The organism is Streptomyces sp. WM6378 (assembly GCF_001279695.1).
Classification (GTDB): domain Bacteria; phylum Actinomycetota; class Actinomycetes; order Streptomycetales; family Streptomycetaceae; genus Streptomyces.
Window position 1 is genome coordinate 1 of sequence record NZ_LGDD01000177.1, and the last position, 22,073, is coordinate 22,073.

Here is a 22,073-nt window from a genome sequence, read left to right on the forward strand (position 1 = left end):
GGCTGGCGGGCAGGCGGGCAGGCGGGCAGGCGGGCAGGCGGGCAGGCGGAGGTAACGATCTCACCCCGGCCGGGTGAGGAGACCCAGAAGGCACGTATGTGGCTTGGCACGGGAGATCCTCTGCCATAGTGGCCCGCCCACGGACCGCCCAACGACGTCCGGCCCAAGAACCCCGGCCCACGCGGCCGTTGCCCACACCGATTCGGCGCCGCTACTCCCCGGGGGCGGGGAGTTCCCGCGATCCTAGACGATCAAGTGTGCGAGCAGCGATGTCGCGCGGCCCCTTCTCTTCCCTCCCAGGCCGCGACTCGACGACGTTTCCTGAGCGTCAAGTCCTTGGCCAGACCGCCCAGTCGTGAGCTAGCGTTGACCCGTACCGCGCGTCCTCCCCGGAGGATGTACGCGACGTGGCCTGCCGAGACGTGGGCCCTTTTGGTTCGGTGACACAAGCTCATGGTGCGCTCCCGGCGGGAGTCATCCGGCAACCGTCACCGGTCACAACCGAAGGGGACGCGTTCCTATGGCTTCCGTCGAGTACACGTGCAAGCACCGCACCTGGGTCCGTGATGTCTTGGTCGGCATCGCGGCGAGCCTCGGCTCGGACCTGATGTATGTGCTGGCACAGGCCGTGGTGCACCGCCTCGGCTGAGCCGGGCGGTGGGCGGGCCTCCGGGCCCGCCCTCACCCCCATCACAGCCCGGGTTAATCTACGGACTGTCATTGCGGCCCGACGGGCTTCCGTTCCGCCTCGGTGGAATCACTAAGGACACGCCCCCACCCGCACGAGTCATCTCGTGCCTGGGGAACCTTCGTGCTTCTGCAACTGTCCGCGGCCGAGCTCAGCCAACTCATCGTTGCCCGGGCCGGATCGGCGCATCTTCCGCTCACCGAGAAGCTGATCGAGGCGCATTTCGACACCACGGGCCGGACGGCCGATCAGGGCGATGTCACCTCTTGGAACAACAGCATTCCTGTGGTGGTCAGGGCTCTGTTGGACTGCGGCCTCGACGAAGTGGAGGTGCAGGTCGAGGTCGACCTGCCGCACACCAATTCCGCGGTCGACCTGGTGTTGTGCGGCCGGCATCCCGGCACGGGAAAGGACTCGTACCTCGCGGTCGAGCTGAAGCAGGTACGGCACGCCACGGTGGACCCTCGGTGTCCGATCGCCGTCGATCTCGGGTTCGGCGACGGAAAGAACAAGCTGCATCCGGTGCGGCAGGTCCAGCGGTACTGCGAGTACATGGTGCGCTATCTTCCCCATCTCCGCGACGGTGAGGACTCGTTGATGGGTGTGGTGCTGCTCCACAACGCACGGGACGCGGACGTGGAGGCGCTGTTCGGCCTGCCCGAGACCGATCACGGCTTTCTCTACACGCTCGACGACCTGGAGCGCTTCCGGCGAGCCCTCACCTCAAGATTCACCGCCGCATCGGGAAAGAGGGCGGCATCCGCGCTGGAGCATGCCCGCCGCGCTGCCTTGCGGAAGGTCACCGACGTGGCCAGGCAGCGGTCCGTCACCGGCGGTGGTCTCACGCTTCTCGACGAGCAGTACGTCGCGTTCGACCGCATCACCCGGCACTTGGAGAAGACCGCGCCCGCCACCGGCTTCGACCTTTTCTACGACGCCGACAACGTTCACAGCCCTGCCGCCAACCCGGACGGCAAACGCGTGTACATCCTGCGGGGCGGCCCGGGTAGCGGGAAGAGCGCCGTGGCCCTGGAATTGCAGCGCTCGCTCGGGCTCAAGGGCCGCGAGGCCGTGCTGGCCAGCGGATCCCACGCCTACACGGAGACCCTGCGCGAGATCATGCTCGGCACGGCACGGGCAGTTGTCGGCCAAACGCGACGCGGGGCTGCGGCTCTACCGGTACTTCAACAGCTTCAGCGACACCCCGCCGGACGGCATCGATGTGCTGATCTGCGACGAGGCACACCGCATGCGACGGAGCTCGACATACCGCTGGACGAGGAAGGAACGACGGGACGACGAACGGCCGCAGGCAATCGATCTGATTACGGCCGCCAAAGTTCCGATCTTCCTGCTCGACGACCATCAGTCGATCCGCCCGGACGAGGTGGGTACCGCCGACTATCTCAAGAAGCTCGCCGAGGACAACGGTTGCACCGTCGAGGTGACGGATCTGGAGGGGACGTTCCGGGCGGGCGGCAGTAAGCGATACCAGCGCTGGGTCCAGCAGTTGTTGGGACTTGACACCTCCGATCCGGTGGCCTGGCGGCCGGACGGGCGGATGGAGGTCATGGTCGCCGACTCCCCTGAGCAGATGCAGCGGTTCATCCGGGAACGTGGCCAGGAGGGGCTCACAGCGCGCATCACGGCGGGCTTCTGCTGGCCGTGGAGCAATCCGGACGGGAATCGGCTCGTGGACGACGTAGGCATCGGTGGCTGGTCCATGCCGTGGAACGTGAAGCCGGAGCAGAGCGTTCCGGACGCGCCGAAGTCAGACCTGTGGTCGACCGATCGCCGCGGCGTCGAACAGGTCGGCTGCGTCTACACGGCGCAGACCTTCGAGTACGACTGGAACGGCGTCATCATCGGCCCCGATCTGCTGTTCCGTAACGGAAAGTTCCGAGTGGACCGGACCGCCTCCCGCGACCCCGCCTTCCCCGGCCCGGTCGACGACGACATCGTCGACCGGTGCATCCGCAACGCCTACCACGTGCTCCTCACCCGGGGCGTCATCGGCACCATCGTCTACGCCGTCGACCCGGCCACCCACAACGAACTGCGCAGGCTCATCCCAGGCACCATCGGCATGCAGCACTACGACGGTGCCCAGCCGAAGCTCACAGCTGAGGGATCGCAACTGCCACCCGCCTACAGCAGACGTGATGGGTAACCTTGATCCAGTCGTCGCTGCGGCCCGCCGGGCTTCTGACTCCACCTGACGGAGTCACCAAGGACATGCCCCCACCCGCACGAGTTCCTTCGTGCTGCCTGGGGGGCATCCCTTGCTGTTCCGCGACTCCGCCACCGCGGTCGCCGCCGAGTGCCACTCCGGCGCTCTCTTTTTCCGCCTGACGGAGCAGTTCGTGCACGTACACGGCCACAAGCCCAGTTCGTCAGAAGTCCGCTCGTGGGAGCGGAGCATCCCCGTACTCGCGAACGCGCTCAACGATGCCGGGCTCGGGCAAGTGGAGATGCTCCTGGAGTACGGGCTGCCGCTGAACAGCAAGCGAGCCGATGCGGTGCTGGCCGGGGTGCACCCCCGCACCGGTCTGCCGTCGTACGTCGTCGTGGAGCTGAAGCAGTGGAGCAGCGCCGAGCCGGACGACGACGATCCGTCGCTGTGCCGCATCGACGCATACGCCCGGGCAGTACTGAACCCGGTCAACCAGGTGCGCGGCTACTGCGAGTACCTCATCTCCTTCAACGGAGCACTGGCCGAGCACCCGGAACGCGTCAGCGGCGCCGCGTATCTCCACAATGCCACCGAGTTCGGCGTCAGCGGGCTCTTCGAGGCCGAGCAGGATGAGCGCGGCCGGCTCTTCATCGGCGCCCGGCGCGGCGAGTTCATCGATTTCCTGCGTACGAAGCTGGGAGCCGAGTCCGGCGCTTCGGCTGCGGACGAGCTCGTCGACGGGAAGGTCGGTCCGTCCAAGCAGTTGATGGCGGTAGCCGCCCGAGAGGTACGTGAGCGCGAGCAGTTCGTTCTGCTTGACGAGCAGCAGGTCGCGTACCGCAAGGTCCTCAATGCCGTCCGCCGCGCCAAGCAGTCCGACCACAAAGAGGTCGTGGTCGTCACCGGCGGGCCCGGCACCGGCAAGAGCGTCATCGCACTGTCGCTCCTCGGCGAGCTGTACCGGCAGGGCGTCACCGCGCTGCACGCGACCGGCTCCAACTCCTTCACGACGACGATGCGAAAGGTCGCGGGCGCCCGGAAGCGTGAGGTACAGGAGCTCTTCAAGTACTTCAACAGCTTCATGACGGCCGAGCGCAACAGTCTCGATGTCCTGATCTGCGACGAAGCCCACCGCATGCGGGAGACCTCGGCCAACCGCTACACCTCGGCGGCGAACCGCACCGGCAAAGCCCAGATCGAGGAACTCATCGACGCGGCTCGCGTCCCGGTCTTCCTGCTTGACGAACATCAGGTCGTCCGTCCCGGCGAGATGGGCACGGTCGCGCAGATCGAGGCGGCCGCCGCGAAGAAGGGGCTTCGCTGTGAGGTGGTGCCGCTGGACAGCCAGTTCCGGTGCGGTGGCAGCGATGCGTATCTGCGGTGGGTGGTACGGCTGTTGGGACTTGAGCCCGGCGGTCCGGTGACGTGGGAGCCGGACGGCAAAATGCAGCTCTTGCTCGCGGACAGTCCGCAGGAGATGGAAGCCTTCCTCGACGGCCGCCGCTCGCAGAATTACAGCGCGCGCATGTCCGCCGGCTATTGCTGGAAGTGGACGAAGAAGGTGCCACCTGGGCAGGCACTGCCGGCAGACGTGGTCATCGGGGAGTGGGAACGGCCCTGGAACGTCTACGGTGACCGGGCCGTCAGCGGCGCGCCCCCAGCCGCCCTGTGGGCAACCGATCCGGCCGGTTTCGGTCAAGTGGGCTGCGTGTACACGGCGCAGGGCTTCGAGTACGACTGGAGCGGCGTGATCATCGGCCCCGATCTGGTGTGGCGGGGCGACGGCTGGATCATCGACCGTACGGCGTCCAAGGATCCGATCTTCAAGAAGTCGACTCCGGAGGCGGATGTGGCGCGGCTGATCCGCAACACGTACAAGGTGCTGCTGACACGGGGAATGATCGGCACGGTGGTGTACTCGGCCGACCCCGAGACCCGCGAAAAACTGCGGGAGCTGGCCGGTGCCGAGGCGCGGGCCCGGCAACCCGAGATGGTCGCCGCCCCCGCACTCAGTACGGGCAGCGGCCCGCGAGGATGACGAGGCAAGCAGCAAGGGGCGGGCTCCCTGAGGAGCCGCCCCCTTGTCACCCGCACGTCCGATGCATCACCCGGCGCGCAGCACCGAAACCGGTCACACGTTGAACCGAAACTCCACAACATCCCCGTCCTGCATCACATACTCCTTGCCCTCCATCCGCGCCTTCCCGCGCGAGCGGGCCTCCGCCACCGAGCCCGCGTCGATCAGGTCGTCGAAGGAGATGACCTCCGCCTTGATGAAGCCCTTCTGGAAGTCGGTGTGGATCACGCCGGCTGCCTCGGGGGCCGTGGCGCCCTTCGGGATCGTCCAGGCTCGGGTTTCCTTCGGGCCTGCCGTCAGGTAGGTCTGGAGGCCCAGGGTGTCGAAGCCGACTCGGCCCAGGGTGGCCAGGCCGGGCTCTTCCTGGCCCATGGACTGGAGGAGTTCGAGGGCCTCGTCGTCGTCCAGTTCGATCAGCTCGGACTCGATCTTCGCGTTGAGGAAGATCGCCTCCGCCGGGGCCACCAGCGCGCGCTGCTCGTTCTTGAAGTCCTCGTCGACCAGCTCGTCCTCGTCGACGTTGAAGACGTACAGGAACGGCTTCGTGGTCAGCAGGTGCAGCTCGTGGAGGAGGTCGCCCTGCTCCGTGCCCTTCGTGATGCCGTGCGAGAAGAGGGTGTCGCCCGCTTCGAGGATCTTCTGGGCCTTCTCGACCGCCGCCAGGACCGCGATCTTGTCCTTCTGGAGGCGGGACTCCTTCGTCAGGCGCGGGACCGCCTTCTCGACGGACTGGAGGTCGGCGAGGATCAGCTCGGTGTTGATCGTCTCGATGTCGTCCTTCGGGGACACCTTGCCGTCGACGTGGACGACGTTCTCGTCCTTGAAGGCGCGGATGACCTGGCAGATCGCGTCCGACTCGCGGATGTTCGCGAGGAACTTGTTGCCCAGGCCCTCGCCCTCGCTCGCGCCGCGCACGATGCCGGCGATGTCGACGAAGTCGACCGTGGCGGGGAGCAGCCGCTGCGAGTTGAAGACCCCGGCCAGCTTGGCCAGGCGGGGGTCCGGGACGCCGACGACGCCGACGTTCGGCTCGATGGTGGCGAACGGGTAGTTGGCCGCCAGTACGTCGTTCTTGGTCAGGGCGTTGAACAGGGTCGACTTGCCGACATTCGGCAGACCGACGATTCCGATCGTGAGCGACACGTGGCGACTTCCCGGTACGAGGGCGGTGGACGGTCCTGAGAGTGGACCGCCCACCAGTTTACGGGCGCGCGATACCGGCCGTGACGGCCCCGGACCGTCGAACGCACAGGCAAGCTCACCCAAAGGGCGTGTCCAATGGGCGGTTACTCGCCCGTGGCGACCTACGTTGGTGCGGTGGAGCAATACAGGACGCGCACCCCGCAGCACGGACAGCGAGCACGGACCTCGGCGCCGGGGTCCGCCCGGGCGCCCATCGGCGTGCCCGCGGGAGCGGCGGTGACCGATGAGAACGGCCCCGCCTACCGGGCGGCGGGCCGCACCGGGCCGGTGCCGCCGATCGTTCTCGCGCTGCGCAGACTGCCCTCCCCCCGGCTCACCGGGCTCGGCGGCGGGCTCTTCTCGGCGGCCCTGATGTTCGCGCTCGGCACGCTGGACTGGGTGCTCTTCGACGGCTCACCGGCGGTGTACGGAGCGCTGTTCCTGCCGGTCAGCGCGGTGACCGCGCTCTGGGTGCGGCCCGCCGACCTGGTGACCGCCCCGATCTGCGTGCCCATCGCCTTCACCGTGGGGATCGTCCCGATCGCGGGCGGCGTCGGCGGCTTCGCCGGGCAGGCCATGGCCGTGGTCACCGCGCTCGCGCTGCACGCGGGCTGGCTGTACGCCGGAACGCTCGTGGCCGGGGTCATCGCCACCGTACGGAGGATTCGGATCATGAGCCGCCGTCGGCGCGGTCCGAAGAAGCCCGGTGGGCCGGCCGGCAGGCTCTGACCCTGCCCCCCTGACAAGCATTCCCCCCTCGGCAACCCGGGGCAGCCCCGGCAGGAGGCCAGTCACAAGCCGGCCCACCCCTGCCTGCGGCTATCGCCCCGCCGCCACCATCGCCGCCCCCACGATCCCCGCGTTGTTCTGCAGCTGCGCGGGGACGATCTCCGCCTCGATGCCCTCGATCAGCGGGAGGAACTTGTCGGCCTTGCGGCTCACCCCGCCGCCGATGATGAACAGCTCGGGCGAGAACAGCATCTCCACGTGGGCCAGGTACTTCTGGACCCGGCGCGCCCAGTGCGGCCAGCTCAGCTCCTCGTCCTCCTTGACCTTGGTCGAGGCGTGCTTCTCGGCCTCGTGGCCGTGCAGCTCCAGGTGGCCGAGTTCGGTGTTGGGGACGAGGTTGCCGTCGATGAAGACCGCGCTGCCGATGCCCGTACCGAAGGTCAGCAGGATCACCGTGCCCTTGCGGCCCTTGCCCGCGCCGAAGCGCATCTCGGCGACGCCCGCCGCGTCCGCGTCGTTCAGGACGGTGACGGGCAGGCCGCCCAGGCGATCGCCGAGGAGCCGGGCCGCGTCCACGCCCACCCACTTCTTGGAGACGTTCGCCGCGGTCCGGACGGTGTTCGCGGTGACCACCCCGGGAAACGTGATCCCCACCGGGCCCGACCAGCCGAAATGGCTGACGACCTCCGCGACGCGGCCCGCCACCGCTTCGGGGGTGGCGGGCTGCGGGGTCAGCACCTTGTGGCGCTCCTGCGCCAGGTCGCCGCGCTCCAGGTCGACCGGGGCACCTTTGATGCCGGATCCGCCGACGTCCACTCCGAACACGTTCCTCATGGCGTTCATGAGATCCACGGTACGGGCGGACGCGCGGCCTGACGCGCAGGACGAAGTTACTCGCCCAAGTGTCCGGACGGGCTTGCGCGGCAGGCGTCCGGACCGGGTTGCGTGACCGAGGCGTTCAGGCCGGGTTACTCGCCCGAGAGCTCGGCGGCCTCCGCGCGCAGGTCGCGGCGGAGCTCCTTGGGCAGCGAGAAGGTGATCGACTCGTCCGCCGTCTTCACCGTCTCGACGTCGCCGTAGCCGCGCTGGGCCAGCCACTCCAGTACGCCGTCGACGAGGACGTCCGGGACGGAGGCGCCGGAGGTCAGGCCGACCGTGCTGACGCCCTCCAGCCAGGCCTCGTCGATCTCGTCAGCGAAGTCCACCAGGTGGGCGGCGGGGGCGCCGGCGTCCAGGGCGACCTCGACCATGCGGATCGAGTTCGAGGAGTTCTTGGAGCCGACGACGATGACCAGCTCGGCGTCCTCGGCGAGCTTCTTCACCGCGACCTGGCGGTTCTGCGTGGCATAGCAGATGTCGTCGCTGGGCGGCGAGAGCAGGTTGGGGAACTTGTTCTTCAGGGCGCCGACGGTCTCCATGGTCTCGTCGACCGACAGCGTGGTCTGGGAGAGCCACACGACCTTCGACTCGTCGCGGACCTCGACGTTCGCCACGTCGTCCGGGCCGTCGACCAGCGTGATGTGGTCCGGGGCCTCGCCGGAGGTGCCGATGACTTCCTCGTGGCCCTCGTGGCCGATCAGGAGGATGTCGTAGTCCTCCTTGGCGTACCGCACGGCCTCCTTGTGGACCTTGGTGACCAGCGGGCACGTCGCGTCGATGGTGGCCAGCTTGCGCTCGGCGGCCTCCGCGTGGACGGTCGGGGCCACGCCGTGGGCCGAGAACATGACGATGGAGCCCTCGGGCACCTCCGCCGTCCGCTCGACGAAGATCGCGCCCTTCTTCTCCAGGGTCTGCACGACGTACTTGTTGTGGACGATCTCGTGCCGGACGTAGATGGGCGCCCCGTACTGCTCCAGGGCCTTCTCCACGGCGATCACGGCACGGTCCACGCCCGCGCAGTAGCCGCGGGGAGCGGCGAGCAGGACCCGGCGGGAAGCAGTAGCAGCAGTCATGCCGTCCATGGTACGGGCGCCCTCGGACACACCCCGGCGCCCGACCGGCGTGCCCGGCGGGCCAAAGATCGCGGAGCCGGTGAGACTGGCTGCATGAGCGGCGTACGCGACGAGAGCGAAACGGGTGAGGTGGCCGAGTGGGCCGGGCAGCTGCGGCGGAGCCTCGGGTTCCGGGACCTGGTCGTCTACGGGCTGCTCTTCATCGCGCCGATGGCTCCGGTCGGCATCTTCGGCACCCTGGACGCCAAGTCGCACGGTGCGGTCGCGCTGGTTTATCTGGTGGCGACGGTCGCCATGGGCTTCACCGCGTTCAGCTACGCCCAGATGGTGCGGGTCGCCCCGCTGGCCGGGTCGGTGTTCGCGTACGCGCGCAAGGCGCTCGGCGAGGGGCCCGGGTTCATCGCCGGGTGGATGGCGATGCTCGACTACCTGCTCATCCCGGCGGTCGCCTACCTCTTCTCCGGCATCGCGATGAACTCCCTGGTCCCGTCGGTGTCGCGCTGGGTGTGGACGGCGATCGCGGTGGTGATCACCACCCTCCTGAACCTGTGGGGCGTACGGGCCGCGGCCCGGGTCGGCTTCGCGGTGCTCGCCATGGAGATCGTGGTGCTGTTCGTCTTCGTGGTGTCGGCGGTGGTCGTGCTCGTACGGGACGGGGCGCAGCGGGGCTGGCTGACGCCGCTGAACGGCGACGCGGGCTTCTCCCTGGGGGCGGTGCTCGGCGCGGTGTCCGTCGCGGTCCTGTCCTACCTGGGCTTCGACGCGATCGCCACGTTCGCCGAGGAGGTCACGGGAGGCTCGGCGAAGGTGGCGCGGGCGGTGCTGTTCTGCCTGGTCCTGGCCGGGACCCTGTTCGTCGTGCAGTCCTATCTGGCGGCCCTGCTCGAACCGATGTCGTCGGCGCAGCTGGCGGCCGACCCGGTCAAGCAGGGCTCGGCGTTCTACGACACCGTGGAGACCTCGGTCGGCGGCTGGCTGCACACGCTGGTCGCGGTCAGCAAGGCCATCGGGGCGGCCTTCGCGGCGCTCGCCGGGCAGGCCGCGGCGGGCCGGCTCGTCTTCGCGATGGCCCGCGACCGGCGCCTGCCGCGCGTCCTGTCGCGGACCGACTCGGGGGTGCCGCGCGCGGCACTGCTGCTCGCCGCGGTGATCACGCTGGTGGCCGCGGTGTGGGCGGCCCGGCGCGACGACGGCATGGACCACCTCGTGTCGGTGGTCGACATGGGCGCGCTCACCGCGTTCTTCCTGCTGCACGCCTCCGTGGTCGGCTGGTACGCGGTACGCCGCATGGAGGGCGCCCCCAACTGGCTGAGCCACGTGGCGATTCCGGTGCTCGGCGCGGCCGTCATCGTCGCGGTGATCTGGGAGGCGACGGCCACGGCCCAACTGGTCGGCCTCGGCTGGCTGGCGGTGGGCCTGGTGGTGCTCGCCATGCAGTGGGGCCGCCGGAACGGCGCCGACCCGGAGCCGCCGGCGCCGGGCGGGACTGTCAGTGGTGCGGGCTAGCCTGCGTACATGGCTCTGAATACGAGTGCGGACGCGCCGCTCCCCGTCGGCGAGGTGTCACGCCTCATCGGGGGGTGGATCAACCGGCTGGGCGCGGTCTGGGTGGAGGGGCAGATCACTCAGCTCTCGCGGCGGCCGGGCGCGGGCGTGGTGTTCCTGACCCTGCGCGACCCCTCGCACGACATCTCGGTGGGCGTGACCTGCTACCGCCAGGTGTTCGACGCGGTGGCCGACGTCGTCTCGGAGGGCGCGCGCGTCGTCGTCCACGCGAAGCCCGAGTGGTACGCGCCGCGCGGCCAGCTCTCGCTGCGGGCGGTGGAGATAAAGCCCGTGGGGATCGGTGAACTGCTCGCCAGACTGGAGCAGTTGAAGCGGACCCTGGCCGCGGAGGGGCTCTTCGCCCTGGACCGCAAGCGTCGGCTTCCGTTCCTGCCACAGCTCGTCGGGCTCGTGGTGGGGCGCGCCTCGGCGGCCGAGCGGGACGTCCTGGAGAACGCGCGGCGGCGCTGGCCCGCGGTGCGGTTCGAGGTGCGCAACGTGGCGGTGCAGGGCGTGCACGCGGTGCCGCAGGTCGTCCAGGCGGTGAAGGAGCTCGACGAGCTGCCGGACGTCGACGTGATCATCGTGGCGCGGGGCGGCGGCAGCGTGGAGGACCTGCTTCCGTTCTCGGACGAGCAGTTGGTGCGGGCGGTCGGCCAGTGCCGTACGCCCGTCGTGTCGGCGATCGGGCACGAGCCGGACGCGCCGCTGCTCGACCTGGTGGCGGACCTGCGCGCGTCCACCCCGACCGACGCGGCGAAGAAGGTCGTGCCGGACGTCGGCGAGGAGCTCGACCGGGTCCGGATGCTGCGGGACCGGGCGCGCCGCCACGTCGTCGGCCTCGTCGACCGGGAGGAGCGGGGGCTCGCCGGGGTGCTCGGCCGGCCCTGGATGGAGCGGCCGCAGCGGATGGTGGACGACCGGGCCGACGAGGTGGACGCGCTGCTCCAGCGCTCCCGCCGGGTGCTCGGCCACCACCTCGACCGGGCCGACTCCGAGCTCTCGCACACCCACGCCCGCGTGGTGGCCCTGTCGCCGAAGGCCACCCTGGAGCGGGGGTACGCGGTGCTCCAGCGGGCCGGGGGCGAGGTGGTCCGCTCCCCCGACGAGGTCGGGCCCGGGGAGGATCTGCGCGCCCGGGTCGCCGAGGGCGAGCTGCACGTCACTGTCGTACCGCGGACTTAGGGTGGATCACATGGCCAAGACGGACGAGGCCGCGTCGGGTGACGCGGCACTGGGGTACGAGCAGGCGCGGGACGAGCTGATCGACGTCGTGCGGCGGCTCGAAGCGGGGGGCACGACGCTGGAGGAGTCCCTCGCGCTGTGGGAGCGGGGCGAGGAGCTGGCCAAGGTCTGCCGCCGCTGGCTGGAGGGGGCCCGGGCCCGCCTCGACGCGGCGCTGGCCGAGCCGGCCGAGGAGGGCTGAGCCCCTCCGACGCCGGGCCCCTGGGGCTCCGCCCCAGACCCCGTTCGCGCCTCAAGGGCACTCGTCCTCAAACTCCCCCAAGGCCTCAAGGGCCAGGGGGGGACCCCCATGACGGGCTGAAGATGCCAGGACTGGCAGGCACCAGTCCTGCCAGGGGCGCGGGGAACTGCGCGACCAGCCACCCACGGTCCGCAGACCGGGGGAAGCCCCCTGTGAGGCTGATCACGCCGAGCAGTGTTTAGTTGAAAGTTAACCTAAAGCTGCCGTACCGTCGGCGACATCGCTTGATCAGCAGCCCGGAAGGTAGTTTCCAGATGTCCCTCGCCCTTGACCCCGCCGCCCAGGACCTCCTCTTCCGCGAGGCCCGCACCGCCAACACCTTCACCGACGAGCCGGTGACCGACGAGCAGGTCCAGGCCATCTACGACCTGGTCAAGTACGGCCCGACGGCCTTCAACCAGTCGCCGCTGCGCATCACCCTGGTCCGCTCCCCCGAGGCCCGCGAGCGCCTCGTGAAGCACATGGCCGAGGGCAACCAGCCGAAGACCGCCGCCGCCCCGCTGGTCGCGATCCTCTCCTCGGACAACGAGTTCCACGAGGAGCTCCCGGCCCTCTTCCCGCACTTCCCGGCCGCCAAGGACGCCTTCTTCTCGGAGCGCCCGGTCCGCGAGGGCGCCGCGCTGCTCAACTCCGCGCTGCAGGCCGCGTACTTCATCATCGGCGTCCGCGCCGCCGGCCTGGCCGCCGGCCCGATGACCGGCCTGGACTTCGCCGGTGTGCAGAAGGAGTTCCTGGACGACGACCACACCCCGCTGATGGTCGTCAACATCGGCAAGCCGGGCGAGAACGCGTGGTTCCCGCGCAGCCCGCGCCTGGCTTACGAGGACGTCGTCACCACCGTCTGAGCCGCCGCACAGCGCATACGACGAGGGCCGCCGCACCGGAATGGTGCGGCGGCCCTCGTCGTATGCGGCACAGGCCTCGTACGCGGTACAGGTCAGAAGTCTCAGCCCGTCGGCGTCGGCGGCGCCGCCTTCTTCGACTCCAGCGCCCCCGCCATCGTCACCAGCTGCTCGTACCGGGCCGTGCCCATCACCACCGTCGTGGAGCCCTGGTCCTGGCGGACGAGGGCGTCGTACTTGGGGCCGTCCCAGAACGTCCAGGTCGCGCCCGCGATCTTCTGCGACTTGTCGGTCTTCGTAGCGCTCCGGCTCACCTCGGTGACGAACTTGTCCGAGGGCGCGGTCGACTGCTCGATCGCGACGTACTGGTTCTCGGGGTCGAGGAAACCCAGGTGCCAGGCGTTGTCCTTGGCGCCGTCGTACGACACCGAGGTCGCCCGCCACTTGTCCTGGTCGGGCAGGCCGACCGGGGCCGCCACCGGGTACGGCGCGGCCCGGCGCACCGTGGTGAGCTCGACCTTGTAGTCGACGGTCTTGAGCGGAGGGGCGTCCGATTCGTCGTGCGGGATGAACACATAGATCACAGCCGCCGCGATGCCGATCACCGCCAGCGACTGCAGCATGTTCCGGACTGTCTGCTTGCTGCTGCGCGTTCCTGCCACGACCCCATGCTCTCAGGTCATGTCGCCGCTCATACGTGGGCCCCTCTGCTCAATTTGTCGATGTGCCGATAGAGTCCTAGCACCCTCTTTTATCCTGCGGCCGTCGCCGTACAGAAAGGTGCGCTCCGATGACCGAGCATCATCTGCCGTCCGAACTCGAAGTCTCCCCGGAGGCTCCCGACCGCAACCTGGCCCTGGAGCTGGTGCGGGTCACCGAGGCCGCCGCGATGGCCGCCGGCCGCTGGGTCGGCCGCGGGGACAAGATCGGCGCGGACGGCGCCGCGGTCAACGCCATGCGGACCCTCGTCTCCACCGTCTCGATGAACGGCGTGGTCGTCATCGGCGAGGGCGAGAAGGACGAAGCCCCCATGCTCTACAACGGGGAGCACATCGGCGACGGCACCGGCGCCGAGGTCGACATCGCCGTCGACCCGATCGACGGCACCACCCTGAACGCCAAGGGCATGCCGAACGCGATCGCCGTGCTCGCCGCCGCCGACCGCGGCACCATGTTCGACCCGTCCGCCGTGTTCTACATGGACAAGCTGGTCACCGGCCCCGAGGCCGCCGACTTCGTCGACATCAACGCCCCGGTCTCGGTGAACATCCGCCGGGTCGCCAAGGCCAAGAAGTCCTCGCCCGAGGACGTCACCGTGATGATCCTGGACCGCCCCCGCCACGAGGGCATCGTCAAGGAGATCCGGGAGACCGGCGCGCGCATCAAGTTCATCTCGGACGGCGACGTCGCCGGTTCGATCATGGCCGTGCGCGAAGGCACCGGCGTCGACCTGCTCATGGGCATCGGCGGCACCCCGGAAGGCATCATCTCGGCCTGCGCGATCAAGTGCCTGGGCGGTGTCATCCAGGGCAAGCTGTGGCCCAAGGACGAGGCCGAGCGCCAGCGCGCGATCGACGCCGGGCACGACCTGGACCGTACGCTCTCCACGAACGACCTGGTCAGCGGCGACAACGTGTTCTTCGTCGCCACCGGCATCACCGACGGCGAGCTCCTGCGCGGGGTCCGCTACCGCGCCGAGACCGCCACCACCCAGTCGCTCGTGATGCGCTCGAAGTCGGGCACGATCCGCCAGATCGACTCGACGCACCGCCTGTCCAAGCTGCGCGCGTACAGCGCGATCGACTTCGACCGGGCCAAGTAGCCACTGGTCGGGCAACCGACCAAGTACCCACTGGGCCAAGGCAGTTCGTACGTATGTGAAGGGGCGTCCCCGTAGTGCGGCGGGGGCACCCCTTCACGTACGCAGAGCCGTGTGCGGAGCTATGCGGCGGACGCGGCCTTCTTGAGTTCCACCTCGCGCCGGCGGCGGCGGGCGATGACCACGCGGCGCTCGGCCGCGGTCAGGCCGCCCCACACCCCGTACGGCTCGGGCATGAGCAGGGCGTGCTCGCGGCACTCGACCATCACCGGACAGCGGGCGCAGACGCGCTTGGCGGCCTCCTCGCGGGAGAGCCGGGCGGCCGTCGGCTCCTTGGACGGGGCGAAGAACAGGCCCGCCTCGTCCCGGCGGCAGACCGCCTCCGCGTGCCACGGGCCCGCCTGATCCTCCCGAGCTGGACCACGCTGCGGCGGAACGGCGGCGACCTGCAGGGAATGATGCGGCGGATGCAGCACGGTCTACTCCTGACGACGGCTTCGCGAGCGAGCGACGATGCGACAGTCCCTACCCGCTGTACGCGTGCCTATGCACTGAGTTCCGTAGTGCGGAACTTCGCTCGGGTCGCCGATGGCCTGAACCCGGCGCCGCCGCGCGCCGATCCGGCCGTCAGGATTCGAGCCGCTTGCGCAGCCGGTCGTGGAGGTCGGCGATGCGCTTGCCCCGCTTCGGCTTGGCCTCGATATTGCCGAAGACGGAATATCCATTGACGACGACCACCGGCGCCTCAGGATCGTCGGCTTCCAGGGTGTGCACCTCGAAGTTGCCGAAGATGCCGGTGCCGCTGCCGCGCAGGCTCAGATTCTCCGGGACCCGCACCTCCACATTGCCGAAAATCGCGGTCGCGTTGATGACGGTCAGGCGCTGTCCGAAGAGCGCCTCGGTGAGGTCGATCTCCACGCTGCCGAACAGCGAGAAGGCGTTGGTGCGCTTGCCGACCCGCCAGCGACCCTTGCGGGTGGAGGCGGAGAAGACCGCGACCAGGTTCTCCGCGTCGACCGGCGCACCCGTCTCCTCGGGCAGGCGCGGATCGGGGGCGGCCACCGGGCGCGGGCGGGCTCCGGCCGCCGGCAAGTCCTGGACCAGGGGCTCCAGTTCACCGACGGTCTTGGCGCGGTAGACCGCGTCGATGCGCTCGGAGTGCTCGGCGGCGTCGAGCCGGCCCTCGGCCAGCGCGTCGCGCAGGATGTCGGCGATCCGGTCCCGGTCCGCGTCGGAGGCCCGCAGCGCCGGGGGCTCGGCATGCTTGACGAGGTCGGCCTTCGCGGGCTCCGCAGGGCCCGGCTGAGCGTGCTTTTCGAGGTCCACGGAGTCAGCGTACCCAAACGCGATAGATCGCGACTAGTCGCAGGGTGGTGCGAGCTCGGCAACTGAGCCTTACCTCACAAGAACGGCACCGCGGCGGCGGCATACGCTGGTGGGTGCTGTGCCAATGGAGGTGCAGGAGCTGTCTGCCGAGTGAGGAATGGCCGCAATGCCAGAGTTTCAGTACTCCGACCTTCTCCCCCTGGGAGAGGACACCACGCCGTATCGCCTGGTGACCGCCGAGGGTGTCGCCACCTTCGAGGCCGACGGCCGTACGTTCCTCAAGGTCGAGCCGGAGGCGCTGCGCAAGCTGGCCGCCGAGGCCATCCACGACATCCAGCACTACCTCCGCCCGGCACACCTGGCCCAGCTGCGGAAGATCATCGACGACCCGGAGGCCTCGGGCAACGACAAGTTCGTCGCGCTCGACCTCCTGAAGAACGCCAACATCGCGGCCGCGGGCGTCCTGCCGATGTGCCAGGACACCGGCACCGCGATCGTCATGGGCAAGCGCGGCCAGAACGTGCTGACCGAGGGCGGCGACGAGGCGGCCCTGTCGCGCGGCATCTACGACGCGTACCTCAACCTCAACCTGCGGTACTCGCAGATGGCTCCCCTCACCATGTGGGACGAGAAGAACACCGGCTCGAACCTGCCCGCACAGATCGAGCTGTACGCGACCGACGGCGGCGCGTACAAGTTCCTCTTCATGGCCAAGGGCGGCGGCTCGGCCAACAAGTCGTTCCTGTACCAGGAGACGAAGGCCGTCCTGAACGAGTCCTCCATGATGAAGTTCCTGGAGGAGAAGATCCGCTCGCTGGGCACCGCCGCGTGCCCGCCGTACCACCTGGCGATCGTGGTGGGCGGCACCAGCGCCGAGTTCGCGCTGAAGACCGCGAAGTACGCCTCCGCGCACTACCTGGACGAACTGCCTTCCGAGGGGTCGGAGTTGGGGCACGGATTCCGGGACGAGGAGCTGGAGCAGAAGGTCTTCGAGCTGACGCAGAAGATCGGCATCGGCGCGCAGTTCGGCGGCAAGTACTTCTGCCACGATGTGCGCGTGGTGCGCCTGCCGCGGCACGGCGCCTCGCTGCCCGTCGCGATCGCCGTCTCCTGCTCGGCCGACCGCCAGGCCGTCGCGAAGATCACCGCCGAGGGCGTCTTCCTGGAGCAGCTGGAGACCGACCCGGCCCGCTTCCTGCCGGAGACGACCGACGAGCATCTCGACGCGGGCGACGAGGACGTCGTGCGCATCGACCTCAACCAGCCGATGGACGCGATCCTGGCCGAGCTCACCAAGTACCCGGTGAAGACCCGCCTCTCGCTGACCGGCCCCCTCGTCGTGGCCCGCGACATCGCGCATGCCAAGATCAAGGAGCGGCTCGACGCGGGCGAGGAGATGCCGCAGTACCTCAAGGACCACCCGGTGTACTACGCCGGCCCGGCCAAGACCCCCGAGGGTTACGCGTCCGGCTCGTTCGGCCCGACCACGGCCGGCCGGATGGACTCCTACGTCGAGCAGTTCCAGGCGGCGGGCGGCTCCAAGGTGATGCTCGCCAAGGGCAACCGGTCCAAGCAGGTCACCGACGCGTGCGGCACGCACGGCGGCTTCTACCTCGGCTCGATCGGCGGCCCGGCCGCGCGCCTGGCGCAGGACTGCATCAAGAAGGTCGAGGTCGTCGAGTACGAGGAGCTCGGCATGGAAGCGGTGTGGAAGATCGAGGTCGAGGACTTCCCGGCGTTCGTCGTCGTGGACGACAAGGGCAACGACTTCTTCCAGGCCCCCGCCGAGCCGCCGACGTTCCTCAACATCCCCGTCCGGGGCGCCGGTCAGGCCTAGGACCGGTCCGACTCCGGCCCCGAATAAGGTCCAAAGGCCCTAAGGGCACAGTGAATTAGCCACCTATCCTGGCATGTGTCCGCAATCGCCCCGGCCGCCGCATCGGCCGGGGCGGTTCAACCACCAGGAGGGGTGGCACAGTTGGGGTTTCTTCTCGGGCCCGGCGGCTTACTGGCGGGGCTCGACCGGGCACTGCTCCGGCGCCGCGCGAAGGCGTCGCCGACGGCCCACGCGCTGGTCGGCGAGGCGGGCCGGGTGGTCACGCCGATCCCCCGGGGCGGCTACGGCGAGGTGCTGTTCTGCGTGCACGGCCGGTCGCTGAAGTACGCGGCCCGGGCGCGCACCCCGCTCGCGTTCGGCGCCCGGGTGCGGGTGTCGGCGGCGCTGTCCCCCTCCGCCATCGAAGTGGCGCACCTCGGCCCCGCCGCGGACGGCTGTCCGTGACGGGGCCGGGCGCCGTGCGGGTCAGGCGAAGCGCTGGCTCGCGGTGGCGTCGCAGGGCCGCAGCGTGAGCGGGTCCTTGGCCGCGCCGAGCGTGGCGCACAGGTTGGTCGCCGCGGCCGGGCGCAGCGTGCCGGACCGGCGCACCCACTCCTGGTTGGCGGCGCCCGAGCAGTTCCAGATGATCAGCTTGGCGCCGGCGGTGTAGTTCGCCCCCGGCACGTCCAGGCAGCGGTCCTGGGTGAGCTGGGTGTGGACGGACCTCAGGTCACTGTCGTACCACCAGCCCTGGTTGCGCCCGCCGTGGCAGTCCCAGCCGCCCACCGTCGTACCGTTGGCGCTGTTCGCGGCGGTGACGTCGACGCAGGTGCCGGTCGCCGCGTTCTTCAGCGGCTGGTACGCGTCGTCCCAGGCGAGCGGGTAGAGCGTCGGGGTCCCGGTGGATGCGGGGTCGGCGCAACCGCCTTCCTGGACACCGGAGTTGTAGAGCTGGGTGAGGCAGGAGGCGAAGGCTCCGTGGCCCCGGTAGTTGGGGTGGAAGGACTGGCGGACCGAGTTCGAGTCCGGCAGTCCGGGCTTGGAGAGGTCGATGTAGAGACCCCGGGCCCAGGTGTCCTCCATGCACACCTCGTGGCCGTTGAAGAGCCGCGAGTTGTCGAGGTAGGTCGCGCCGGTGGCCTCGGCCGCCTTGCGCATGCCGACCTCGAAGGCGGGCACCGCGGTGTTGCGGCCCCACACGGTGTCGGAGTCGTAGCCGAGGCCTCCGCAGGCGAGCTTGCCGGGGAAGTTCGGGTTGTCGTGGAAGTCGGGGCCGATCGGGCTCGGGTAGCCCATCACGACCAGCTTGTACGAGCCGTCGGTGTAACCGGCGTCGCGCATCACGGTCTTGAGGTCACTGACGGTCCGCTCGACCTTGGGCACGAGCGCGTCCACCCTGGCCTGCCAGCCGGCCTCGTACTTGGGCTGGCACGGGCCCTGGAGCAGCAGGTAGCGCTCGACGCAGTCGGTCATGACCGGGGCGAACTGGAGGTCGTCGTTGGCCCCGGCGACGAGCAGCACCATCTTGATGCGGGTGTTGCGCGCCTTGATGGCGAGGCTGTCGCTCTGTACGAGCTCGTCGGCGTACTGCTTGGTCCCGCCGATCACGATGTTCCCGGTGTACGCGCCCGAGCAGGCCACGTTGTACGTCTCGTCGGCCGGGATGCCGGTGCGGTGGATCGCGGAGTCGGGCGAGCGGTGGCACCAGTTGTCGGGGCCGTTGGTGCCCGCCTCGTAGGTGCCGACGCCCTCGCCGGATATCTCGCTGTCGCCCAGCGAGATCAAGCCGGTCTTGCGGTCGGCCATCGGCCGCTCGGCCGGGCTGCCGTACAGCTGGGTGGCCTCGGCCGCCCGGATCTTCTCCAGCTCGGGCGAGAGCGGAGTGGACTGGACGGACGGCGCGGCCGCGGCCTGCGCGGTGGTCGCGCCGGCCGCCATGCCCCCGAACGCCGCCGCGGCGGCCACCGCCGCCGCGAACGTACAGCGAAGTCTGTGCCTGGTGCGCCTCATTGCGCCTCCCCGGTTATTGGTTACCACCGGTATTTACTGGCCAGTAGGGCCTGTTGGGAATAGGTAGAACAAGACAAGCGCTCAACTTTCTATGGAGGTTCACTGACATGAACGACGGCGAGTACCGGACCGAGCACGATTCGATGGGCGAGGTGCGGGTCCCCGCGCACGCCAAGTGGCGGGCGCAGACCCAGCGGGCGGTGGAGAACTTCCCCGTCTCCGGTCAGCGCCTGGAACGCGCCCACATCGAGGCGCTGGCCCGCATCAAGGCGGCCGCGGCCAAGATCAACGCCGAGCTCGGCGTGCTCGACAAGGACATCGCGGGAGCCGTCGAGGAGGCGGCCGGGGAGGTCGCCGACGGGCGCTGGGACGAGCACTTTCCGGTCGATGTCTTCCAGACCGGATCCGGTACCTCCTCGAACATGAACATGAACGAGGTCGTGGCCACGCTCGCCACCGAGAAGCTCGGCCGCGACGTCCACCCCAACGACCACGTCAACGCGTCGCAGTCCTCCAACGACGTGTTTCCGTCCTCCATCCACATCGCCGCGACGGCCGCCGTCACCGCCGGCCTGATCCCCGCGCTCGACCACCTGGCCGGCGCCCTGGAGCGCAAGTCGGCCGAGTTCGCGGACGTGGTCAAGTCGGGCCGCACGCACCTGATGGACGCCACCCCGGTGACGCTGGGCCAGGAGTTCGGCGGCTATGCGGCGCAGGTGCGGTACGGCATCGAGCGGCTGCGCTCCTCGCTGCCACGCCTGGCCGAACTCCCCTTGGGGGGCACGGCAGTTGGGACCGGGATCAACACTCCGCACGGCTTCTCCGCGGCCGTCATCGCCGAGGTCGCGCGGGCCACCGGCCTGCCGCTCACCGAGGCCCGGGACCACTTCGAGGCACAGGGCGCGCGCGACGGCCTGGTGGAGACCAGCGGGCAGCTGCGCACCATCGCCGTCTCGCTCACCAAGATCTCCAACGACCTGCGCTGGATGGCCTCGGGGCCGCGTACAGGATTGGCCGAGATCAGCCTTCCCGACCTCCAGCCGGGCTCGTCGATCATGCCCGGAAAGGTCAATCCGGTCATTCCGGAGGCCGTCCTCATGGTCGCGGCCCAGGTCGTCGGCAACGACGCGACCGTCGCGACGGCGGGCGCGGCCGGCAACTTCGAGCTCAACGTGATGCTGCCGGTGATCGCCAAGAACCTCCTGGAGTCGATCCGGCTGCTCACCAACGCCTCCCGGCTGCTCGCCGACCGCACGATCGACGGCATCACCGCCAATGTCGAGCGGGCCCGCGAGTACGCGGAGTCCTCGCCGTCCGTCGTCACCCCGCTCAACAAGTACATCGGGTACGAGGAGGCCGCCAAGGTCGCCAAGAAGTCCCTCGCCGAGCGGAAGACCATCCGTGAAGTGGTCCTCGAATCGGGGTACGTGGAGCGCGGGGACCTCACGGTCGAGCAGCTCGACGAGGCCCTCGACGTGCTGCGGATGACCCGTCCCTGAGACCGGGTGATCTGTATCGCAGCGTGGTCTTGACCGCACTCCGTAATATCTGCGCATGGCAGGTACAGGAGGCGGCACCCGACACTGGGCGCCAGGGGACCAGATCCTCTGGCGCTACCGCGATCACGCCCCCGGCCCGAAAGAGGGCGGGCCGTTCCACATCTGCCGTCCGGTCACGGTCGTCCAGGACACCGACGACCTGCTCGCCGTGTGGATGGCGCCCGGCACCGAGTGCGTCCGCCCGGTGCTCGCCGACGGCCGGCCCCTGCACAAGGAACCGCTGGCCACCCGCTACACCGCCCCGCGCACGACGGAGCGCTCGCAGTGGTTCGGCGCCGGCGTGCTCAAGCTGGCGCGCCCCGGTGAGCCCTGGTCGGTGTGGCTTTTCTGGGAGCGGGGCTGGCGCTTCAAGAACTGGTACGTGAACCTGGAGGAGCCGCGCGCCCGGTGGTCGCGGGGCATCGACTCCACGGACCACTTCCTCGACATCTCGGTTCATCCGGACCGCAGTTGGCGCTGGCTGGACGAGGACGAGTTCGCCCAGGCCCAGCGGGTGGGCCTGATGGACGGCGAGCGGGCCGGGCGGGTCCGGGCGGCCGGGCACGCCGCGGTCGAGGTCATCAAGGCGTGGGGCCCGCCGTTCTCGGACGGCTGGGAGGCGTGGCGGCCCGATCCGCTCTGGCCCGTCCCCGCGCTCCCGGCGGACTGGGATCGCACCCCGGCGCATATGACGTCGTGAGACCCTTGATGCGCCCCCGGGGTTCAAACGTAGGATCGTCCTCCGCAGGGCCACGCAGGGGCCACCAGCAGCAATCGGCAGTCCCGGTGCAAGAATTGACCGTATGTCACCACAGGGGGGTGGAGCATGCCCGGTGTCGCCGCCGCCCGGACGGGCCCGCCCCCGCGCCTTGAGAACGAGGGGGAGGGTA

At 69.6% G+C, this 22,073-nt stretch carries 21 protein-coding genes; 13 read left to right on the top strand and 8 right to left on the bottom strand.

Annotated features, from left to right (window positions below; all coding sequences use genetic code 11):
- Positions 1–520 precede the first annotated feature (520 nt).
- Positions 521–649: a DUF6408 family protein gene (locus tag ADK54_RS47510; protein ID WP_234392085.1), complete on the top strand. Its 129-nt coding sequence runs from the start codon at positions 521–523 to the stop codon at positions 647–649.
- 138 nt (positions 650–787) lie between these two features.
- On the opposite strand, the gene ADK54_RS48795 is transcribed toward ADK54_RS47510, so the two are convergent.
- A complete protein-coding gene (locus ADK54_RS48795; RefSeq protein WP_420717316.1) occupies positions 788–1,261 on the bottom strand; it encodes a hypothetical protein in 474 nt (157 codons plus the stop codon).
- A gap of 199 nt (positions 1,262–1,460) precedes the next feature.
- Here ADK54_RS48795 and ADK54_RS48275 point away from each other — a divergent pair, with 199 nt between their 5' ends.
- Both ADK54_RS48275 and ADK54_RS15745 read left to right on the top strand, forming a co-directional pair.
- A complete protein-coding gene (locus tag ADK54_RS48275) occupies positions 1,461–2,858 on the top strand; it encodes a DNA/RNA helicase domain-containing protein (protein WP_420717317.1) in 1,398 nt (465 codons plus the stop codon).
- A 112-nt stretch (positions 2,859–2,970) separates the two neighbouring features.
- The gene (locus ADK54_RS15745) at positions 2,971–4,899 is read left to right on the top strand and encodes a DUF2075 domain-containing protein (protein WP_053726260.1); all 1,929 of its coding nucleotides are present in this window, start codon (positions 2,971–2,973) and stop codon (positions 4,897–4,899) included.
- 93 nt (positions 4,900–4,992) lie between these two features.
- Here ADK54_RS15745 and ychF read toward each other — a convergent pair whose 3' ends face one another.
- On the bottom strand, positions 4,993–6,081 hold the full coding sequence (gene ychF / locus ADK54_RS15750) for a redox-regulated ATPase YchF (RefSeq protein ID WP_053726261.1): 1,089 nt from the start codon (positions 6,079–6,081) through the stop codon (positions 4,993–4,995).
- A 174-nt stretch (positions 6,082–6,255) separates the two neighbouring features.
- Between ychF and ADK54_RS15755 the strand changes: the two genes are divergently transcribed.
- Positions 6,256–6,849, top strand: coding sequence for a DUF6542 domain-containing protein (locus ADK54_RS15755; RefSeq protein ID WP_053726340.1), 594 nt, complete (start codon positions 6,256–6,258; stop codon positions 6,847–6,849).
- Positions 6,850–6,939: 90 nt separating this feature from the next.
- Here the strand turns inward: ADK54_RS15755 and ppgK are convergent, their stop codons facing one another.
- Both ppgK and ADK54_RS15765 read right to left on the bottom strand, forming a co-directional pair.
- Positions 6,940–7,692, bottom strand: a complete 753-nt coding sequence (ppgK, locus tag ADK54_RS15760; RefSeq protein ID WP_053726262.1) for a polyphosphate--glucose phosphotransferase — start codon at positions 7,690–7,692, stop codon at positions 6,940–6,942.
- A gap of 125 nt (positions 7,693–7,817) precedes the next feature.
- Positions 7,818–8,810 (bottom strand): 4-hydroxy-3-methylbut-2-enyl diphosphate reductase, encoded by a 993-nt coding sequence (locus ADK54_RS15765; RefSeq protein ID WP_420717318.1) that lies wholly within the window; start codon positions 8,808–8,810, stop codon positions 7,818–7,820.
- Positions 8,811–8,894: 84 nt separating this feature from the next.
- On the opposite strand from ADK54_RS15765, the gene ADK54_RS15770 reads away from it, so the two are divergent.
- The 4 genes from ADK54_RS15770 (at position 8,895) to ADK54_RS15785 (ending at position 12,677) form a co-directional block, all read left to right on the top strand.
- Positions 8,895–10,307, top strand: coding sequence for an APC family permease (locus tag ADK54_RS15770; RefSeq protein WP_053726264.1), 1,413 nt, complete (start codon positions 8,895–8,897; stop codon positions 10,305–10,307).
- Positions 10,308–10,316: 9 nt separating this feature from the next.
- On the top strand, positions 10,317–11,531 hold the full coding sequence (gene xseA, locus ADK54_RS15775) for an exodeoxyribonuclease VII large subunit (RefSeq protein ID WP_053726265.1): 1,215 nt from the start codon (positions 10,317–10,319) through the stop codon (positions 11,529–11,531).
- 10 nt (positions 11,532–11,541) lie between these two features.
- Positions 11,542–11,772 carry an exodeoxyribonuclease VII small subunit gene (locus tag ADK54_RS15780; protein ID WP_053726341.1) on the top strand — a complete coding sequence of 77 codons (231 nt, stop codon included), beginning with the start codon at positions 11,542–11,544 and terminating at the stop codon, positions 11,770–11,772.
- Between the two features lie 314 nt (positions 11,773–12,086).
- The gene (locus ADK54_RS15785; RefSeq protein ID WP_053726266.1) at positions 12,087–12,677 is read left to right on the top strand and encodes a malonic semialdehyde reductase; all 591 of its coding nucleotides are present in this window, start codon (positions 12,087–12,089) and stop codon (positions 12,675–12,677) included.
- Positions 12,678–12,778: 101 nt separating this feature from the next.
- On the opposite strand, the gene ADK54_RS15790 is transcribed toward ADK54_RS15785, so the two are convergent.
- Complete coding sequence (locus ADK54_RS15790) at positions 12,779–13,336, bottom strand: DUF4245 domain-containing protein (RefSeq protein WP_078966410.1); 558 nt, start codon at positions 13,334–13,336, stop codon at positions 12,779–12,781.
- Between the two features lie 128 nt (positions 13,337–13,464).
- Here ADK54_RS15790 and glpX point away from each other — a divergent pair, with 128 nt between their 5' ends.
- Positions 13,465–14,496, top strand: a complete 1,032-nt coding sequence (gene glpX, locus ADK54_RS15795; RefSeq protein ID WP_053726268.1) for a class II fructose-bisphosphatase — start codon at positions 13,465–13,467, stop codon at positions 14,494–14,496.
- Between the two features lie 119 nt (positions 14,497–14,615).
- Here glpX and ADK54_RS15800 read toward each other — a convergent pair whose 3' ends face one another.
- Both ADK54_RS15800 and ADK54_RS15805 read right to left on the bottom strand, forming a co-directional pair.
- Positions 14,616–14,969: a WhiB family transcriptional regulator gene (locus ADK54_RS15800; protein ID WP_053726269.1), complete on the bottom strand. Its 354-nt coding sequence runs from the start codon at positions 14,967–14,969 to the stop codon at positions 14,616–14,618.
- 151 nt (positions 14,970–15,120) lie between these two features.
- Positions 15,121–15,819: a DUF1707 SHOCT-like domain-containing protein gene (locus ADK54_RS15805; protein WP_053726270.1), complete on the bottom strand. Its 699-nt coding sequence runs from the start codon at positions 15,817–15,819 to the stop codon at positions 15,121–15,123.
- Between the two features lie 166 nt (positions 15,820–15,985).
- Here ADK54_RS15805 and ADK54_RS15810 point away from each other — a divergent pair, with 166 nt between their 5' ends.
- Both ADK54_RS15810 and ADK54_RS15815 read left to right on the top strand, forming a co-directional pair.
- Positions 15,986–17,656 (top strand): fumarate hydratase, encoded by a 1,671-nt coding sequence (locus ADK54_RS15810; protein ID WP_053726271.1) that lies wholly within the window; start codon positions 15,986–15,988, stop codon positions 17,654–17,656.
- Between the two features lie 141 nt (positions 17,657–17,797).
- Entirely contained in the window at positions 17,798–18,100 is a 303-nt protein-coding gene (locus tag ADK54_RS15815; RefSeq protein WP_053726272.1) for a hypothetical protein, read from the top strand.
- Positions 18,101–18,121: 21 nt separating this feature from the next.
- On the opposite strand, the gene ADK54_RS15820 is transcribed toward ADK54_RS15815, so the two are convergent.
- Entirely contained in the window at positions 18,122–19,645 is a 1,524-nt protein-coding gene (locus ADK54_RS15820; protein WP_053726273.1) for a ricin-type beta-trefoil lectin domain protein, read from the bottom strand.
- A 107-nt stretch (positions 19,646–19,752) separates the two neighbouring features.
- Between ADK54_RS15820 and ADK54_RS15825 the strand changes: the two genes are divergently transcribed.
- Both ADK54_RS15825 and ADK54_RS15830 read left to right on the top strand, forming a co-directional pair.
- On the top strand, positions 19,753–21,144 hold the full coding sequence (locus ADK54_RS15825; protein ID WP_053726274.1) for a class II fumarate hydratase: 1,392 nt from the start codon (positions 19,753–19,755) through the stop codon (positions 21,142–21,144).
- A 55-nt stretch (positions 21,145–21,199) separates the two neighbouring features.
- On the top strand, positions 21,200–21,883 hold the full coding sequence (locus ADK54_RS15830) for a DUF402 domain-containing protein (RefSeq protein WP_053726275.1): 684 nt from the start codon (positions 21,200–21,202) through the stop codon (positions 21,881–21,883).
- The last annotated feature ends 190 nt before the right edge of the window (positions 21,884–22,073 follow it).